Here is a 16,016-nt window from a genome sequence, read left to right on the forward strand (position 1 = left end):
GGGGGAGGGGAGAGGGGGGAGGATGCGGGGGTGGACGTTGTGATCATGGCGGATACGCATGTGCCTCGACGGGCGCGGGATCTTCCGGGGCCGCTCTGGGGGGCCGTGGCGGCCGCGGATGTCGTCGTGCACGCCGGGGACTGGGTGGACGTGGCGCTGCTGGACGCGCTGGAGACACGGTCGCGCCGGCTGATCGGGGTGTACGGCAACAACGACGGCCCGGAGCTGCGCGCCCGGCTGCCCGAGGTGGCCCGGGCCGAGCTGGACGGCCTGCGCGTCGCCGTCGTGCACGAGACCGGGCCGAAGACCCGCCGCGAGGAGCGCTGCGCCGCCGCGTACGGCGACTGCGACCTGCTCGTCTTCGGGCACTCGCACATCCCCTGGGACACCGTCGCCCCTGGTGGCCTGCGCCTGCTCAACCCCGGCTCACCGACCGACCGGCGGGCGCAGCCGTACGCCACCTACCTGACCGCCCGGGTGGCGGCGGGGCGGCTCGACCGGGTCGAACTGCACCGCCTGCCCCCGCGTTGACCTCAGCGGCCCCGGCCGGTCTCCGCCTGGAGCTCGTCGATCCGCCGGGACGCCTCGGCCTTGGTCAGGCCCTCCGGCACCGGCTCGCCCGCCTCCTGGGCCAGGGTGTGCAGGTACGACTCCTGGGCGGCGGTGGGCGGCTCGTCGCCGGTGACCCAGTCGTCCGGATCCTTGACGGCGGCGTCCGGGTTCACGTTCCTGCCGTTGGTGCTGGCGCGGTCGGCCATGCTGATCACCTCTCCTCGAACAGGTGTACCACTACCCCCGGCCCGGCGGGTTCATGCCGCCAGCCGCCTACGATCAGCTGGTGACGGCGCACCGGGCGGGCGTGGTGGTGGTCGGTGCGGGCATCGCCGGGGTGGCGTGCGCGGCCGAGCTGGCGCGGGCCGGTGTCCCGGTGCGGGTGCGCGAACGGGGCCGGGTCACCGGCGGGCGGATGGCCAGCAAGCGGTTCGACGGCCGCCCGGCCGACCTGGGCGCCGCGTACTTCACGGTGGACGACCCGGACTTCGCCGCCGTGGTGGACCGGTGGCGGGCCGCCGGCCTGGCGCGGGAGTGGACCGACACGCTCGTCGCGTACGGGCCGGGCGGGCGCGAGCAGGTCACCGGCCCGATGCGCTGGGCCGCCCCGCGCGGGCTGCGGTCGCTCGTCGAACACCTCGCCGCCGAGTTGCCGGTGACGCACGACCGGCTGGTGATGAGCGTCGAGCCCGGCCCCCGCGTGGACGGCACCGAGGCCGAGGCGGTCGTGCTCGCCATGCCCGGCCCGCAGGCGGCGCTGCTGCTGGACCCGGCGCTGGCCGGGGCGACCCGGGCGGTGGCCGCGCAGCGCTGGTCGCCGGCGTTGACCGGGGTGCTGCACTTCCCGGCCCGCCGCTGGACGGACCTCCGTGGCGCGTTCGTCAACGACCACCCCGTGCTCAGCCTGGTCTGCGACGACGGCGACCGCCGCGGCGACGGCGCGCCGGTGCTCGTCGCGCACACCACAGCCGGGTTCGCCGCCGGGCACCTGCTCCAGCCCACCGCCGCCCGCCCGGCCATCGAGCAGGCGGTCCGCGACCTGCTCGGACTGCCCGAGCCGGTGGTGTCGGCCCACGTGCACCGCTGGACGTACGCGACGCCGGCCGCGCACGCCGGGAACGCCACGTTCCACCTGGACGACGACGGCATCGGCCTGGCCGGTGACGCGTTCGGCCGCCCGCGCGTGCAGACCGCCTGGCGCTCCGGCCGGGACCTCGGCCGCGCGCTCGCCGCCCGGCTGGGCTGAGAGCCCCGGCCTGGTCAGCCGGTTGCGCCCACCGGTTGCGCCGCCGACCCGGCCCGCGTGTCCTCGCCGGTGCGTTCACCCTCCCGGTCCAGCAACTGCATGACCGGTGTCGCGGCGATGCCGTGCGCCACCACCGACACCACCACCACGAGACCGACAGTGGCCCAGACCAGACCCGCCTGCGGGAAGTCGGTCTTGCTGGTGGCGTACGCCAGGTAGTAGAACGAGCCGACGCCGCGGATGCCGAACAGCGAGATCACCCAGTGCTCGGCCGGCTTGCCCGGCGCCCCGCGCAGCGACAGCCACCCGGCCAGCGGCCGGATCACCAGCACCAGCGCCAGCCCGGCCAGCGCCGCCGGCCAGGTCAGCGGCGCGAGCAGCCCGCCGATCACCGCCCCGCCGAACAGCAGCAGCAACAGCACCGTGAGCAGCCGCTCCACCTGCTCGGCGAAGTCGTGCAGCACGGAATGGAACTCGTGCGTACGCTCGGCGGCCCGGATCGCGCGGGCGGCCACGAACACGGCCAGGAAGCCGTACCCGCCGACCACCTCGACCAGCCCGTACGCGAGGAACGTCGCGGCCAGCGCGAGGAAGCCCTCGGAGTGCCGGGCCAGCCGCAGCTTGCTCGGGGCACGGAAGAACAGCTTGCCGAGCAGCCAGCCGACGAGCAGCCCGCCGCCCACCCCCGCGGCGAGCTTGTAGAACACGTCCACGGCGAACCACTCGGCGAGCCAGTCGGACGGCGCGAACCCGGGGGTGGCGATCGCGATGGCCGCGTACACGAACGGAAAGGCGAGCCCGTCGTTCAGGCCCGCCTCCGAGGTGAGCGCGAAGCGCACCTCGTCCTCCGAGTCCTCCACATCGGTCGGTTCGCCCACCTGCACGTCGGAGGCGAGCACCGGGTCGGTGGGCGCGAGCGCCGCGCCGAGCAGCAGCGCCGCGGCGGGCACCAGACCGGCCCACCACCAGCCGAGCAACGCCACCGCGGCGATGGACAGCGGCATGGCGATCGCCAGCAGCCGCCAGGTCGACGACCAGCGGGCCCAGCTCAACGGACGGTCGATCTTCAGGCCGGCGCCCATCAACGCGACGATCACCCCGACCTCGGTGAGGTGGGTGGTCAGTTCCGGCCAGCGCAGCGGGTCCGGTGTGGGCAGACCGGTGGGCAGCACGAACACGAGCATGCCGAGCCCGAGGAACGCGATCGGCATCGACAGCGGCCGCCGCTCCAGGAGCCGGGGCAGCACCCCGGCCAGCAGCGCACCGACGCCCAGCAGAGCGAACGCGACATCGACCGGTTCCACGACACCACCCTTCCGGCGCCCGGTGGCCGGGCGGTGGAGTCCAGCAGTGCCCCGAAGCAGGTCCGGCTAAGCCTGACGCGTGCCCGCCGGTTGACCGCCGGTCAGCCGAGCGTGCCGATGGCGCTGTCCGGCAGGGCGTGCAGCAGCGCCGCCGGGTCGTCGTAGACCGCCACCGCGCCCGCGCCGGCCAGCTCTGCCCGGCCGGTGCCGCCGCAGGTCAGGCCGATGCAGGGGATGTCCAGCTTGCCGGCGGCGGCCACGTCCCACACCGAGTCGCCGACGAACACCACCCGCTCGGCGGCCAGCCCCGACTGGCCCAGCGCGGCGACCAGGATGTCCGGCGCCGGCTTGCTCTCCTGCGCGTCGGCCGACGAGGTGACCGAGTCGATCACGTCGTCGGCGTCCAGCGCGGCCCGCAGCGCTGTCACCTCGTGCTCGGCGGCCGAGGTCGCCAGCACCACCCGCAGCCCGCGTTCCGCGCAGGCGCGCAGCAGTTCCCGGGCCCCGGGCAGCGGCGCCAGCCGCTCCCAATATTCCGCGTAGAGCGCGTCGTGCGCGTCGCGCAGCCGGCCGTCGGCGTCCCGGTCCCGCTCGGCGCCGAGCAGGTGATCGAGCAGCTTGTCCGAGCCCATGCCGATGGACCTGTGGATCCGCGTCATCGGCACCCGGTGGTCGGCCTGGCGCAGTGCCTCCCACCAGCTCACCGTGTGCAGGTACGTCGTGTCGACCAGGGTGCCGTCCACGTCGAAGAGGACACCGCGTCGCTTGTCGTCGGCCATGTCCGGCTCCTACCCGGCCGGGGCGTCGCCGACGCGCGGCTCGCCCGCCGGGATGAGGATCTCGAACCAGACCGTCGAGCCGCGTACGGTCGGGTCGGTGCCCCAGGCGTCGCTCAGCTCCTCGATCAGGCCGAGCCCGCGGCCGCGACTGCTGAGCGTGTCGGTCTGCGCCCGGGTGACCTGGCCCCGGGTGCCCGAGTCGGCCACCGACACCAGCAGCCGCTCGGCGGACAGGTCGACCTCGACCCGGGCGGCGGTGCCGGCGTGCAGCAGCGCGTTGGTGGTCAGCTCGCTGGTGCACAGCACCGCCGCGCCGATCACCGCCTCCGGCACCCGCCACTCGCCGAGCTGCGCGGTCATCCAGTGCCGGACCCGGCTCGGTGCGGTCGGCTCGGCCGGCACCTCCATGCTCGCCGATCGGCTGGGGCGCACCGCGTACTCGACAGCGAGCACCGCCACGTCGTCCTCGGTGGCGCCCGGCACCGACGCGGTCGCCACCGCGCACAGCGCGCGCGGATCGCCGCCGGCCGCCCCGGTCACCGCCGCGCCCAGCCCGGCCATCCCGGCGGTCAGGTCCTGCCAGCGCCGCTCCACCACGCCGTCGCTGTAGAGCAGCAGGGTGTCGCCGGGGCGGAACGGCACGGTGGCGGTACGCGCCCGCCCACCCAGGCCCAGCGGAGGGGCGGGCGGCACGTCGACGAACTCGGCCACCGCCGCGCCGGCTCCGGCGCGCCGGATCAGCGGCGCGGGATGACCGGCGCTGGCGAGCGTGATCAGCTCCCGGTCCGCCTCGACCACGCCGAAGACCACTGTCACGAACAGCTCCTGGGTGCCGCCCTCGACGCCGAGGCTGCTGACCAGACGGTCGAGGCCGTCGAGCACCGCGTCCGGGCGGGGGTCGACCAGGGCGAGCGCGCGCAGCGCGGCGCGTACCTGGCCCATCCGGGCGGCGGCCTGCACGTCGTGCCCGGCCACGTCGCCCAGCACCACACCGAGCGCGCCGGTGGGCAGCAGGAACGCGTCGTAGAAGTCGCCGCCGGCCGCGTTGCCGTCCACGCCCGGGTCGTAGCGCGCGGCGATGCGCAGCCGGGGCAGGTCCGGCAGCCGCTCCGGCAGCATGCTGCGTTGCAGCATCTGGGCGGTGCCGTGCTGGGTCTCGAAACGGCGGGCCCGCTCGGCGGCCTGGCCGACCAGCTCGGCGGACGCGGCCAGCAGCGCCCGTTCGGCAGGCGACCAGGGCCGCGGCGCCCGGTAACCCACGGTCAGCGAACCCCGCACCACTGTGGTCCGCAACGGCAGCGCCGCCATCGCACGGATCTTCTCGTCGTGCCGGTCGGCCGCGACACCGCGCAGCGGCTGCCCGTCGGCGGTGAACGAGGCGACCCCGCTGCGCGCGGTCACCACCGCCGGCAGCGCCGACTCGGCGGACATCCGCCGCCACAGCGGGGGCAGCCGCTCGTCGGCCTCGTCGAGCAGCTCACCGCGGATGCGGCGGACCAGCCGCCACGCGCTGCCCTCGTCCACCGCGAACGACACCCGGTCGGCGTCGAAGGAGTGCAGGCAGTAGCGCAGCGTCACCCGTGCCACGTCGTCGAGCGTGAGCGTGCCGGCCAGCGCCGCCGCGAAGTCGCTCAGGCTCTGCAACTGCTGGGTCAGCTGGGTGGTCTGCGCCGACACGGTCAGTACGCCGACGACGCGGCCGGTGGAGTCGCGTACCGGGCAGTGGCCCCTGGTGAACACGGCCGGCTCGGCCGGGCCCTGCCGGTCGGCCGGCAGCACCGCCTCCCGCTGCAGGAACGGTTCGCCGTGCCGGTAGACCCGCTCCAGCGCCTCGCCGGCGGCCGGGTCGCGCCACACCTCGGCGAACGCCTCGGCCGCCGGCCGGCCCAGCGCGTCCGGGTGCCGGTCGCCGATCAGCTCGGCGTACCCGTCGTTGTAGAAGACCACCAGGTCGTCGCCGAGGAGCAGGGCCATCGGCACCGGGGAGGCGAGCACCACGTCCGTCACGGCGCGTACCGCGGGATCCCAGGTGTGCGGGGCGCCCAGCGGCGTACCGGCCCACGGGTGGGCGGTCCCGGCCGCCTGCCCGCCGACGACGGGATCGGTGGGCGCTCCCGGTGCGGGGGCGGACGGTGTGGGAACCCGACCGACGGTGCCTGGCATGACCGCAGCCTAACCGGAGCGTGGCCGGGTGGTTCCGATCATGCGTCCGTGGCGGGTGCGGGTGCCGGGCGGAGCGGATGTTCGGGCAGGTCAGGCCGGTTCGGCAGGGCATGTCGGGAAATTGCCCCGGTCCGGCCCGGCGTGCTGCCCAGGTCACCGGGTATGCGGGCGGCGCAGTTCACGCGACAGGAGGGACATCATGCCGAAAACCCTCGCGGTCGGACAGGTCGACATCAGTGCGGCCTGGACCGACTTCTGGAGGTCGGTGCTGCTCTTCGTACCGCGGGCGATCGCGTTCATCGCGATCCTCGTCGTGGGTTGGCTCATCGCCCGAGCCGTCCTCAAAATCGTGGACGCGGCACTGGAACGGGTCGGGTTCGACCGCGCCGTCGAACGCGGCGGCGTCAAACGGGCCCTGGAACGCACCAAGTACGACGCCAGCGACATCCTGGCCAGACTGGCCTACTACGCGGTCCTGTTGTTCACCCTGCAGTTCGCCTTCGGGGTGTGGGGACCGAACGCGATCAGCGACCTGATCCGCGGGGTGGTGTCCTGGCTGCCGCGGGCCTTCGTGGCGATCGTGATCGTGGTGATCGCCGCCGCCATCGCCAACGCCGTCCGGGACCTGGTCTCCGGCGCGCTGGGTGGGCTCTCGTACGGCCGGGTGCTGGCCGACGTGACGGCGATCTTCATCCTGGCGCTCGGCGTGATCGCCGCGCTGAACCAGGTGGGCATCGCAACCACGGTGACCACACCGGTGCTGGTGGCGTTCCTCGCCACCGTGGCCGGCATCCTGATCGTCGGTGTCGGTGGTGGTCTGGTCAAGCCGATGCAGGACCGCTGGGACGGCTGGCTGCACCGGGCCGCCGAGGAGTCCCGGGCGTTCCGGGAGCAGCGGCAGGCGCAGCAGGCCGGCCGGGGCGACTACGAACGCCGGATGGCCGACCGGGGCGGGCAGCCCACGCGGGCGGCGCAGCAGTCGTCCATGTCGGGCGCGGGCACGTCTCGCTCCGGCGAGGCGGGCGACGAGACACAGCAGTTCCGCCGGCCGAACGGCTGACGGCAACGGGTGACGGGGTGTCCGCGGGGCGATCGCGGACGCCCCGTAGCCGTGCCCGGGTCAGGCCAGGTGACGCGGGTCGAGCCCGCGGGCCAGCAGGCAGACCGCGAGCAGGCGGGTGAGCGTCCAGTCCGGCTCGGACCAGTCGACCGGCTCGGCCGGCGGCGTCCAGCCGCGCTCGGCTGCCGCGTCGCGCAGACCCTCGGCGTAACCGGCGAGCGCCGCCACCGTCAGCGGGCGGCGGTCTCCGTCGAGGCTGTCGCGTACCCCCGCGGCGTGCTGGTCGACCTCGGCGAGCAGCCCGGGGTTCGCGTGGGCCGCGGCGAGGCCGACGGTGCCGACGGCGGTGGTCAGCGTGGTGAGGGTCGTCCGCGCGGCCATCGCCGCGGAGCGGGTCGCGACCCGGTTGTTCGGCACGCGCATGGTGTCCGAGGCTAACGCCGGTCGCGGCGGGCCGGCCTCGGCCGAGCGGAGGATGCCCGGATCGTCCGGGGGAGCGGCCGCCTCCTCCGCCGGGATTGAGTCGCCCGTGCGGGGGCAGAAGTCCGGTACGCAGACCACGCGATCGGGGTCACGGAGGGACACGATGGGACAGCGGGCCGACGGACCGGACCGGGCACACCGGCGCCCGGACGGAGTGAGTGACGCCACGGTCGAGGCGCTGGGCAAGCTCAGCGAGGCTCTGGAGTGCGTCGAGCGGGCCCGCGGCCACCTGTACGAGCTGCACCAGCTCATCGGCCACGCGGACCTGATGCTCGACGACGCGGTGGAGATGTTCCGCTCCGCCGGTCATCCGGCGCTCGCCGAGCGGATCGACAGGGAACTGCTCGGCCGCAACGTCATCGCCGGGCGGTGGACGTTCCAGATCGTCGAGGACTTCGACGACGGGTACTACGCGCTCTTCCGGGAGCTGGACCGGCGGGCCCGCGACGAGCTGGTCGACGGCCGGCGGCACCTCTACGAGGCGGAGATGAAGGAACGCCGCCGCAGCCGGGGAGTGCCGGGGCACGAGGCGCGCCCCGGTACGCGCTGACTCAGTCGGAGGAGCGGGCGGCGGCCGGGCGGCGGCGGGCGCCGTCGTCGGCGATGATCACGGTCGCGACCATCAGTGCCACCACCACGCTGAACAGCCAGGAGCTGTCCTCGGTGAACCGGGCGGAGACCGGAGCCTGGATCGCGGCGAGCAGGAAGCCCAGCCACGCGAGCTTGCGCTGACGGTTGGAGAGGAAACCGGAGCCCTGTTGCATCCCGAAAGTCTTGCGCGCATCAGGGGGAGTGCCGTCAGCCGTTCGGCCGATTCTAGATGGGCTGTCCGTTTTCCCGGCCGTCCGTACCGCACTTTTTGTCGTTTCGACCGAGCATGAATCCGGCTGCTGCGGGCATCGGCACGGATGCCCGCAGCAGCCGGGATCACATGCTGTCGGGGCCGGTCCGTCCGATCGTCGACGGCCGGTAGGCCCGGTCCGCATCGGTCATCTCCCGGCGTTCGGCCTCCGGGCCGGCGCCCCGGTCCACCGCCTCCGGGCCGTGGCCGAACGCGGCCTCCTCGCCGGCGTCGTTGGCGGTGACGTCGTCGCCCTGGCCGTCCGTGGCCGACCGGGCGATGGCCTGGTCCAGCTCGTGCAGGGGAGTGCGGTCCTCGTCGCGCCACACGTGGCGGTCGTTGTCGGTCATTCTTCTGCGGTACCCGGACCGGATGATCGCAAACGGCCGGACACGGCGATGGCCGCCGGCACCGCCGGCGGCCATCGAAACTCGGGTACGGGGGAGGTGGCTCAGGGGGTGGGACGGTCGACCGAGCCGCGCCAGGCGCCGGTCTCCTGACCGCGCCGCTCGATGAACTGCTTGAACCGCTCCAGGTCGCCCTTGGCGCGCCGGTCGACCACGCCCAGCTTGTCGCCGGCCTGCTCGACCACGCCGTGCGGCTCGAACTCCATCTGGAGCGTGACCCGGGTGTGCCCCTCGTCGAGGCGGTGGAAGGTCACCACGCCCGCCTGCTGGGTGCCCCCGGTGGAGCGCCAGGCCACCCGCTCGTCCGGCAACTGCTCGGTGATCTCGGCGTCGAACTCGCGCTTCACGCCCGCGATCTCGACGGTCCAGTGGGTCATCGTGTCGGAGAGCTGCCGGACCTCCTGCACGCCGTCCATGAAGTGCGGGAACTCCTCGAACTGGGTCCACTGGTCGTACGCGGTCCGGATCGGGACGTCCACGTCCACGTGCTCGGTAACGCCGCTCATGTCGGGGTTCCTCCTGTTCCGCCGGTGTGTCTCTGCGGGCCGTGGGCCGGCCCGCTCACCAGCGCGTCGTCTCGTTCCTGTGCCCGAGCGCGGCCCACACCTCGGAGATCGTCTGGTAGTGGGCGCCCGCGGGCAGGGTCTCCAGGGCGGCGACGATGTCCGTCGGCGCCTCGTTCTCCCGCGCGTTGGCCAGCAGCGCCTCCCGGTCACCGGGCAGGGCGGTCATCGTGATGAACCGCCCCAGACGGCTGCGCGCCTCGACGTCCTCGGAGCTCATGCCCTGCGGCGTGCCGCTGCGCAACTCCCCGGCCGGCGCCGTGGTGGCCTCCGGCTGGTCCTCGCCGGCCGGCTCCGGGATCCGGAACTCCTCGGCCCGTGAGCCGCCGGTGCCGGCGCTCTGGACGAGACCGCTGACCTCGCTGCTCATCTGGTCGTCGACCCTGGGCGAGTGCTTGCTGCTGCCACGTTCCATGCCTTGGGAGATGCCCCGGGGGACCGCCGGTAAACCGGCGCGGGCCGGGGGAGCCGGTCATCCGGGCGGCAACCGGTCGGCCGTCTTCTCCGCATCCGCCGCCTCGTCGTCGGCCGGGGCGCGCGGCGGCAGCACCGGGTCGTCCGGCTCCTCGACCCCCGCCTGGATCGCCCGCCCGCGTTGCAGCTCGGCGTTCACCTGCACGCCGAGCATCAGCGCGCAGTTGGACAGGTAGAGCCACACCAGGAACGCGATGACCGCCCCGAGACTGCCGTACGTGACGTCGTACGAGCCGAAGTTCGCCACGTACAGGCCGAAGCCGAAGGAGACGAGCACCCAGGCCACGAGCGCCAGCGCGCCGCCCGGGGTGAGCCAGCGGAACCGCGGCTGGCGGACGTTCGGCGCGATCCAGAACAGCAGCGACAGCAACGTCATGGCGACCACGGCGAGCAGCGGCCACTTCGCCACCGACCACGTGGTGCGGGCCACCGCACCGGCGTGCAACAGGTCACCCACCGCGTCGGTGACCGGGCCGCTGACGATCAGCCCGGTGGCCACCACCGCCAGCAGCACGATCGTCAGCGCGGCCATGCCGATCTGCAGCGGGCGCAGCCGGTAGAACGGCCGGCCCTCCCGTACCCCGTAGATCGCGTTGGAGGCGCGGGTGAACGCGCCGATGAACCCGGACGCGGACCAGAGCGCGCCGAGCAGACCGAAGCTGAGCAGCACCTTCGCCGAGCCCTGCTGCTCGACCACGTTGCGCACCACGCCCACGAACGCGTCGTTGCCGACCACCGAGCCGGCGCCGATCTCCCGGGCCAGGTCGATCACGGTGTCGACGGTGCGCGGGCCGTCGGAGACCAGGCCGACCAGCGCGACCACCACGATCGTGGACGGGAACAGGGCCAGCACGCCGTAGTAGGTGAGCGCCGCGGCCCAGTCCGCGCAGTTGTCAGTGACGAAGCCCTTGCCGCTGCGTACCAGCACGCCGCGCCAGGTGCGCCAGTTGAGCTGGCGGATCCGGCGGGGGAGACGGGACCGCGTCCGGCCGCCGACCGTCTGTGGTGTCGTCACGGTCATGTCCGCCTCCTCCAGGCCCCGCCACCGGGCGTGGCCGGGCGGTACCCCCGGGGGGAAATCGACAAACCGGGTGCCGGTTTGCCCGCCGGGTGGAAGGGAACCACACCAGACACCCGACCGAGACTCCAGGAGGACGAGATGCCCGGGCGCGAGGTACTGCCCAGCACGCTGCGGCGCTCCCCGGCGAAGGCGCAGCGGACCTGGGAGAAGACGCACGACTCGGCAGTCGAGACGTACGGCGAGGGGCAGCGGGCGCACCGCACCGCCTTCGCCGCGGTCAAGCACGAGTTCGAGAAGGTGGGCGACCACTGGGAGCCCAAGGGCCGTAAGGGGCCCAGCGACAAGCAGGCCGAAGGCGGCGGCCCGGCCCGGCGCGCGCCGACGGCCGGCGGGGTGGACGCCAACGCCACCAAGGACCACCTCATGGAGGTGGCGAGGAAACTGGACGTGCGCGGCCGGTCCCGGATGACCAAGCCGGAACTGGTCAAGGCGATCGAGAAGGCGAACAACAACGCGACCCGCAAGGCCCGCGGGGGTCGCTGACCCCTGGGGGTACGCGTCGAGCCCGGGACCGCCTCGGTCCCGGGCTCGTGTCGTGCCGTCTCACCAGTGGCCGCCGCCCGGCGCCTCCAGGTGAACCGCCTTCACGGTGCTGAACTCGTCCAGCAGCTCCGGGCCGTACCCGAAGCCCTGGCCACTGCCCCGGCGCGGCTGGGCGGCGCCGCCGGGCGCCCCGCCGAACACGGAATTGACCTTCACGGTGCCGACCGGCAGTTCCCGCCAGGCGCGCTGGGCGTGGCTCATCGAGCCGGTCAGCACTGTGGCGGCCAGCCCGTACGGGGAGTCGGCCGCGCAGCGCAGCCCTTCGCTGAACGAGTCGACCACCACCACCGGGGCCACCGGCCCGAACGTCTCCTCCCGGACCAGCGCCATGTCGTGGCGGCAGCCCTCGACCACTGTGGCCGGGTAGAACGCGCCCGGCCCGTCCGGCAGCACGCCGCCGGCGCGGATGCGGGCACCGTCGGCGAGCGCGGCTGCGACCTGCCCGTGCACGTGGTCCCGGTGCCGCCGGTCCACGAGTGGCGCGAGCTGTGTGCCCGGGTCACGGCCGGGGCCCGCCGTGAGCGCCCCGGCGCGCGCCACGAGCGCGTCCAGGAAGCCCTCGGCGACGTCGCGGTGCACGTAGATCCGCTCCACCGCCACGCAGATCTGACCGGCGTTGGCGAAGCAGCCGAGCGCCGCCTGTTCGGCCGCCCAGATCGGGTCGACGTCCGCGTCCACCACGAGCGGGTCGCTGCCGCCGTTCTCCAGCAGCACCTTCGCCCCGGTACGTGCGCCCGCGGCGGCGATCGCCCGGCCGGTGGCGGTGGAGCCGACGTGCGCGATCACGTCCAGCTCCTGCCCGGCCAGCGTGGCGCCCACCTCGCCGCCGCCGGTGAGCAGCGACAGCACCCCGGCCGGCAACGCCGAGTCCAGCGCGCGGGCGAGCAGCCAGCCGGTGGCAGGGGTCCGCTCGCTCGGCTTGTAGACCACCACGTTGCCGGCGACCAGCGCCGCGCCGAGCAGGCCGCAGGACACCGCGACCGGGTCGTTCCACGGGGTGATCGCGGCGACCACGCCGCGCGGCTCGGGGGCCATGAAGTCCAGCGCGCCGTGCGTGCCGTGCAGTGTCCGGCCGCCCCGTAGCGGGGCCAGTTCGGCGTACTGTCGCAGCGTGCCGACGCCCGCCGCCACCCCGCCGCGCGCGTCGTCGAGCGGCTTGCCCATCTCCGCCGTGGTCGCCTCGGCCAGTTCCCCGGCCGCCGCCTCGACGGCGTCCGCCGCCCGGTGCAGCGCGTCGGCCCGTTCCGCGGGCGCGGTCGCGGCCCACTCCGCCGCCGCGCCCCGGGCCGCCTCCACCGCCTTCGCCACCTCGTCGCCGGTGGCCACCGGCGTCCGCGTCACCGGCGACCCGTCCGCCGGATCGTGGACGACCAGTTCGCCACCCTCGCCACCGGCGCCCCACACTCCACCAATGAGCTGCGCAACCGTGTACATGCGGCCATGCTTGCCCCGGCCTGGGCGGGGCAAACGCGTTTCACCCGGTGACCGGCCGGGTAGACGGATCGGATGATCTCCACCGCCGACGCCGTCGTCATCGGAGCCGGGCACAACGGGCTGGTGGCCGCGAACCTGCTGGTGGATGCCGGCTGGGAGGTCGCGGTCCTGGAGGCCACCGAGGCGCCCGGCGGGGCCGTCCGCTCCGCGTACGTGACGGCGCCCGGCTACCTCAGCGACCTCTACAGCTCCTTCTACCCGCTCGGTTACGCCTCCCCGGTGCTGGACGGGCTGGGCCTGGAACGGCACGGCCTGTCGTGGACGCACGCGCCGGACGTGCTGGCGCATCTGCTCCCGGACGGGCGGGCCGCCGTGGTCAACCGCGACCTGGACGTCACCGCCGCGTCGCTGGAGGCGTTCGCGCCCGGCGACGGGGAGCGCTGGCGGCACGTGTACGCCGACTGGTGCCGGATCGCCGAGCCGATGCTCCAGTCCATCACCACCCCGTTCCCGCCGGTGCGCGGCGGGCTGGGCCTGCTGCGGCAGCTCCGGGTCGGTGGCGCGCTCCGGCTCGCCCGCCGCCTCGTGCTGCCGGTCCGCAAGCTGGGCGCGGAACTGTTCGAGGGCGAGGGCGGGCCCGCGTTGCTGGCCGGCTGCGCGCTGCACACCGACCTGTCCCCGGACGAGGCCGGTTCCGGCGTGTACGGCTGGCTGCTCGCCATGCTCGGCCAGCAGGTCGGCTGGCCGGTGCCGGTCGGCGGCGCCCAGCGGATCACCGACGCGCTCGTGGCCCGGCTCGTCGAGCGGGGCGGCCGGATCGAGTACGGCGCCCTCGTCGAGCGGGTGCTCACCGCCCGGGGCCGCGCGATGGGCGTACGCACGGCGGGCGGAACCGACTGGCGGGCGCGGCGAGCGGTGCTCGCCGACGTACCCGCCCCGGCGCTCTTCCTCGACCTGGTCGGCGCGGCTGCGCTGCCGCCCCGGATGGTCGAGGACCTGGCGCACTTCAAGTGGGACGGCTCCACGCTGAAGGTCGACTGGGCGCTGTCCGCGCCGGTGCCGTGGAAGAACCGCGACCTGGCCGGTGCCGGCACCGTGCACCTGGGCGCCGACCTCGACGGCCTCACCACGTACGCGGCCGAGCTGGCCCGCGGCGAGCTGCCACGGGATCCGTTCCTGCTGGTGGGGCAGATGTCGGTGGCCGACCCGAGTCACTCACCGCCCGGCACCGAGTCGCTCTGGTCCTACACCCACCTGCCGTTCCGCCGGAACTGGCGGGCCGGGGAGGTGGCGGGGCACGTGGAGCGGATGGAGGAGGTGCTGGAGGCGGCGGCGCCGGGTTTCCGGGCGTCGGTCGTCGGGCGGCACGTGGCCGGCCCGGCCGACCTGGAGGCCGCCGAGCCGAGCCTGGTCGGGGGAGCGCTGGGCGGCGGCACTGCCGCGGCGTACCAGCAGTTGTTCCTGCGGCCGATCCCCGGCCTGGGCCGGGCCGACACCCCGGTGGACCGGCTCTACCTGGCCAGCGCCTCCGCCCACCCGGGCGGCGGCGTCCACGGAGCGCCGGGGGCGAACGCGGCACGGGCCGCGCTGGCCCGCGACCGGGCCGTCACCGGCGCGCTGTACGCCCGCACGATCGCCGCCGCCCACCGCACCGTCTACCGCTGACCCGACCGCCGCAGAGCAAAGGGGCCGACGACGGACGTCGCGGAGCGACCGCGCCCTCACGCGCGGTGACAATGGCGCAGCGTGAGGGCGCGGTGGACGTGCGGGAGCGGTCAGGAGTCGAGGTTGCGGTGCCGGCTGCGGAGCTTGAACGGCATCAGCGCGCTCTCGATCTTCGTGGCGGTGGTCATCTTCGAGTCGCCGTCGCGGCGCTCCTCGAAGCGGATCGGCACCTCGAGGATCGTGTGGCCGAGCCTGGTGGCGAGGTAGTGCATCTCCACCTGGAAGCTGTAGCCGTTGGACTGCACCCGCTCCAGCCCGATCGCGCGCAGCGCGTCGGACCGCCAGATCTTGAAACCGGCGGTCAGGTCGCGGATGCGTACCCGCAGCAGCGTGTGCACGTACAGGTTCGCCCAGCCGCTGAGCGCGCGCCGGTACAGCGGCCAGTTCTCGTCCAGCTCACCGCCGGGCACGTAGCGCGAGCCGATGACCACCGAAGCCTGGGTGGACAGCAGCGCGCCGAGCATGCCGGGCAGCGCCTCCGGCGGGTGCGACAGGTCGGCGTCCATCTGCGCGACGAAGTCCGCGCCGTCGTCGAGCGCCCGGCCGATGCCGTCCACGTACGCCCGGCCGAGACCCTCCTTGCCCGGGCGGTGCAGCACCGTCACCCGGTCCGGGTGCTCGATGGCCAGCTTGTCGGCGACCTCGCCGGTACCGTCCGGGGAGTTGTCGTCGGCGACCAGCACCTTCAGCCCCGGCAGTGGCAGCGCGAGGAGGCGCTCGACCAGCACCGGAAGGTTGCCCGCCTCGTTGTAGGTCGGAACGACGACGGTCAGGCGCGCATCCCCCCACGGGGAGGGTAACTGCACGGGTTCGATCATCACGGACATCCTCGGTCAGCCGACAGGTTCACCTGAGAGGGTAGCCAGTCCCGCTCGCGGCAGCCGCACAGACGCCCCGCCACCGATCGATCACCGCTCCGGCTTCTGCCTCGTCGCGATGTCGGACAGCCGGGCCAGCGTCTCCCGGTTGCGCAGGTGCAGCACCAGGTCGTTGAGCTTGGTCCGGACCCACCGCAACGGCCCGGCCGCGAACTCCTCGCCGATCGTCACGCGGGTCCTGCCGCCCTCCAGCGGCTCCAGGGCGAACGCCACGAGCGCCTCCCCGGCCGGCCACAGCCCGGCGCGCAGCACCAGCCGGTGCGGCGCCTGGCACTCCAGCACCGTCGACGTGTCCTGGAGCGAGAACGGCCAGGGCCCGGCCCGGTGGTGCAGCCGGCTGCCGACGCGCGGCCACGTGTCGTCCACGTTCCGCACGTGCGCGGTGCCCACCACCCAGTCGCTGTACGTCCACCCGTCCGCGAGCACCTCGAAGACCTGTGCCGGGGGCGCGTCGATCACCTTCTCCACAACCGCCATCGTCGA

19 protein-coding genes are annotated in these 16,016 nt (G+C 74.3%); 6 read left to right on the forward strand and 13 right to left on the reverse strand.

Translation table 11 applies throughout. From position 1 onward, the window contains the following. Positions 1-30: 30 nt before the first annotated feature. Entirely contained in the window at positions 31-531 is a 501-nt protein-coding gene (locus tag O7622_RS14225; RefSeq protein ID WP_282313793.1) for a YfcE family phosphodiesterase, read from the forward strand. 2 nt (positions 532-533) lie between these two features. Here the strand turns inward: O7622_RS14225 and O7622_RS14230 are convergent, their stop codons facing one another. Beyond that, complete coding sequence (locus tag O7622_RS14230; protein WP_043330357.1) at positions 534-758, reverse strand: DUF3072 domain-containing protein; 225 nt, start codon at positions 756-758, stop codon at positions 534-536. Between the two features lie 101 nt (positions 759-859). Between O7622_RS14230 and O7622_RS14235 the strand changes: the two genes are divergently transcribed. Further along, positions 860-1,798 carry an FAD-dependent oxidoreductase gene (locus O7622_RS14235; RefSeq protein WP_282314139.1) on the forward strand — a complete coding sequence of 313 codons (939 nt, stop codon included), beginning with the start codon at positions 860-862 and terminating at the stop codon, positions 1,796-1,798. Between the two features lie 14 nt (positions 1,799-1,812). Here O7622_RS14235 and O7622_RS14240 read toward each other — a convergent pair whose 3' ends face one another. The 3 genes from O7622_RS14240 to O7622_RS14250 all read right to left on the reverse strand — a co-directional run bounded on the left by O7622_RS14240 (position 1,813) and on the right by O7622_RS14250 (position 6,044). Then, complete coding sequence (locus O7622_RS14240; RefSeq protein WP_282313794.1) at positions 1,813-3,102, reverse strand: cation:proton antiporter; 1,290 nt, start codon at positions 3,100-3,102, stop codon at positions 1,813-1,815. A 101-nt stretch (positions 3,103-3,203) separates the two neighbouring features. Next, complete coding sequence (locus O7622_RS14245) at positions 3,204-3,881, reverse strand: HAD family hydrolase (RefSeq protein WP_282313795.1); 678 nt, start codon at positions 3,879-3,881, stop codon at positions 3,204-3,206. Positions 3,882-3,890: 9 nt separating this feature from the next. Next, positions 3,891-6,044, reverse strand: coding sequence for a SpoIIE family protein phosphatase (locus O7622_RS14250; protein ID WP_282313796.1), 2,154 nt, complete (start codon positions 6,042-6,044; stop codon positions 3,891-3,893). Positions 6,045-6,243: 199 nt separating this feature from the next. Here O7622_RS14250 and O7622_RS14255 point away from each other — a divergent pair, with 199 nt between their 5' ends. Next, a complete protein-coding gene (locus tag O7622_RS14255; protein ID WP_282313797.1) occupies positions 6,244-7,104 on the forward strand; it encodes a hypothetical protein in 861 nt (286 codons plus the stop codon). Positions 7,105-7,164: 60 nt separating this feature from the next. Here the strand turns inward: O7622_RS14255 and O7622_RS14260 are convergent, their stop codons facing one another. After that, positions 7,165-7,527 (reverse strand): DUF6401 family natural product biosynthesis protein, encoded by a 363-nt coding sequence (locus O7622_RS14260; RefSeq protein ID WP_282313798.1) that lies wholly within the window; start codon positions 7,525-7,527, stop codon positions 7,165-7,167. A 163-nt stretch (positions 7,528-7,690) separates the two neighbouring features. On the opposite strand from O7622_RS14260, the gene O7622_RS14265 reads away from it, so the two are divergent. Beyond that, positions 7,691-8,137 (forward strand): hypothetical protein, encoded by a 447-nt coding sequence (locus O7622_RS14265; RefSeq protein ID WP_282313799.1) that lies wholly within the window; start codon positions 7,691-7,693, stop codon positions 8,135-8,137. A gap of 1 nt (position 8,138) precedes the next feature. Here the strand turns inward: O7622_RS14265 and O7622_RS14270 are convergent, their stop codons facing one another. From O7622_RS14270 to O7622_RS14290, 5 genes are all read right to left on the reverse strand, one after another. Next, on the reverse strand, positions 8,139-8,351 hold the full coding sequence (locus O7622_RS14270) for a hypothetical protein (protein WP_282313800.1): 213 nt from the start codon (positions 8,349-8,351) through the stop codon (positions 8,139-8,141). Between the two features lie 163 nt (positions 8,352-8,514). Then, positions 8,515-8,778 carry a hypothetical protein gene (locus tag O7622_RS14275; RefSeq protein ID WP_030270328.1) on the reverse strand — a complete coding sequence of 88 codons (264 nt, stop codon included), beginning with the start codon at positions 8,776-8,778 and terminating at the stop codon, positions 8,515-8,517. 101 nt (positions 8,779-8,879) lie between these two features. Further along, the gene (locus O7622_RS14280) at positions 8,880-9,341 is read right to left on the reverse strand and encodes an SRPBCC family protein (RefSeq protein WP_282313801.1); all 462 of its coding nucleotides are present in this window, start codon (positions 9,339-9,341) and stop codon (positions 8,880-8,882) included. Between the two features lie 55 nt (positions 9,342-9,396). Beyond that, positions 9,397-9,813, reverse strand: a complete 417-nt coding sequence (locus O7622_RS14285) for a DUF2795 domain-containing protein (RefSeq protein ID WP_194800999.1) — start codon at positions 9,811-9,813, stop codon at positions 9,397-9,399. A 57-nt stretch (positions 9,814-9,870) separates the two neighbouring features. After that, entirely contained in the window at positions 9,871-10,893 is a 1,023-nt protein-coding gene (locus tag O7622_RS14290; protein WP_282313802.1) for a YihY/virulence factor BrkB family protein, read from the reverse strand. 138 nt (positions 10,894-11,031) lie between these two features. On the opposite strand from O7622_RS14290, the gene O7622_RS14295 reads away from it, so the two are divergent. Beyond that, a complete protein-coding gene (locus tag O7622_RS14295) occupies positions 11,032-11,436 on the forward strand; it encodes a ChaB family protein (protein WP_282313803.1) in 405 nt (134 codons plus the stop codon). Between the two features lie 60 nt (positions 11,437-11,496). Here the strand turns inward: O7622_RS14295 and O7622_RS14300 are convergent, their stop codons facing one another. After that, the gene (locus tag O7622_RS14300) at positions 11,497-12,930 is read right to left on the reverse strand and encodes an aldehyde dehydrogenase family protein (RefSeq protein ID WP_282313804.1); all 1,434 of its coding nucleotides are present in this window, start codon (positions 12,928-12,930) and stop codon (positions 11,497-11,499) included. Positions 12,931-13,002: 72 nt separating this feature from the next. Here O7622_RS14300 and O7622_RS14305 point away from each other — a divergent pair, with 72 nt between their 5' ends. Continuing rightward, positions 13,003-14,595, forward strand: coding sequence for an NAD(P)/FAD-dependent oxidoreductase (locus O7622_RS14305; protein WP_282313805.1), 1,593 nt, complete (start codon positions 13,003-13,005; stop codon positions 14,593-14,595). Between the two features lie 110 nt (positions 14,596-14,705). On the opposite strand, the gene O7622_RS14310 is transcribed toward O7622_RS14305, so the two are convergent. Both O7622_RS14310 and O7622_RS14315 read right to left on the reverse strand, forming a co-directional pair. Continuing rightward, on the reverse strand, positions 14,706-15,473 hold the full coding sequence (locus O7622_RS14310) for a polyprenol monophosphomannose synthase (protein ID WP_282313806.1): 768 nt from the start codon (positions 15,471-15,473) through the stop codon (positions 14,706-14,708). A gap of 90 nt (positions 15,474-15,563) precedes the next feature. Beyond that, complete coding sequence (locus O7622_RS14315; RefSeq protein ID WP_282313807.1) at positions 15,564-16,010, reverse strand: SRPBCC family protein; 447 nt, start codon at positions 16,008-16,010, stop codon at positions 15,564-15,566. Between the last annotated feature and the right edge of the window lie 6 nt (positions 16,011-16,016).

The organism is Micromonospora sp. WMMD1076, assembly GCF_029581475.1.
Lineage (GTDB): Bacteria > Actinomycetota > Actinomycetes > Mycobacteriales > Micromonosporaceae > Micromonospora > Micromonospora aurantiaca.

Excerpts from the sequence above, each read along its gene's own strand:
- O7622_RS14230 (WP_043330357.1), bottom strand. The coding sequence starts at position 758 with ATGGCCGACCGCGCCAGCACCAACGGCAGGAACGTGAACCCGGACGCC.
- O7622_RS14245 (WP_282313795.1), bottom strand. The coding sequence starts at position 3,881 with ATGGCCGACGACAAGCGACGCGGTGTCCTCTTCGACGTGGACGGCACC.
- O7622_RS14250 (WP_282313796.1), bottom strand. The coding sequence starts at position 6,044 with ATGCCAGGCACCGTCGGTCGGGTTCCCACACCGTCCGCCCCCGCACCG.
- O7622_RS14255 (WP_282313797.1), top strand. The coding sequence starts at position 6,244 with ATGCCGAAAACCCTCGCGGTCGGACAGGTCGACATCAGTGCGGCCTGG.
- O7622_RS14260 (WP_282313798.1), bottom strand. The coding sequence starts at position 7,527 with ATGCGCGTGCCGAACAACCGGGTCGCGACCCGCTCCGCGGCGATGGCC.
- O7622_RS14265 (WP_282313799.1), top strand. The coding sequence starts at position 7,691 with ATGGGACAGCGGGCCGACGGACCGGACCGGGCACACCGGCGCCCGGAC.
- O7622_RS14270 (WP_282313800.1), bottom strand. The coding sequence starts at position 8,351 with ATGCAACAGGGCTCCGGTTTCCTCTCCAACCGTCAGCGCAAGCTCGCG.
- O7622_RS14275 (WP_030270328.1), bottom strand. The coding sequence starts at position 8,778 with ATGACCGACAACGACCGCCACGTGTGGCGCGACGAGGACCGCACTCCC.
- O7622_RS14280 (WP_282313801.1), bottom strand. The coding sequence starts at position 9,341 with ATGAGCGGCGTTACCGAGCACGTGGACGTGGACGTCCCGATCCGGACC.
- O7622_RS14285 (WP_194800999.1), bottom strand. The coding sequence starts at position 9,813 with ATGGAACGTGGCAGCAGCAAGCACTCGCCCAGGGTCGACGACCAGATG.
- O7622_RS14290 (WP_282313802.1), bottom strand. The coding sequence starts at position 10,893 with ATGACCGTGACGACACCACAGACGGTCGGCGGCCGGACGCGGTCCCGT.
- O7622_RS14295 (WP_282313803.1), top strand. The coding sequence starts at position 11,032 with ATGCCCGGGCGCGAGGTACTGCCCAGCACGCTGCGGCGCTCCCCGGCG.
- O7622_RS14300 (WP_282313804.1), bottom strand. The coding sequence starts at position 12,930 with ATGTACACGGTTGCGCAGCTCATTGGTGGAGTGTGGGGCGCCGGTGGC.
- O7622_RS14305 (WP_282313805.1), top strand. The coding sequence starts at position 13,003 with ATGATCTCCACCGCCGACGCCGTCGTCATCGGAGCCGGGCACAACGGG.
- O7622_RS14310 (WP_282313806.1), bottom strand. The coding sequence starts at position 15,473 with ATGATCGAACCCGTGCAGTTACCCTCCCCGTGGGGGGATGCGCGCCTG.
- O7622_RS14315 (WP_282313807.1), bottom strand. The coding sequence starts at position 16,010 with ATGGCGGTTGTGGAGAAGGTGATCGACGCGCCCCCGGCACAGGTCTTC.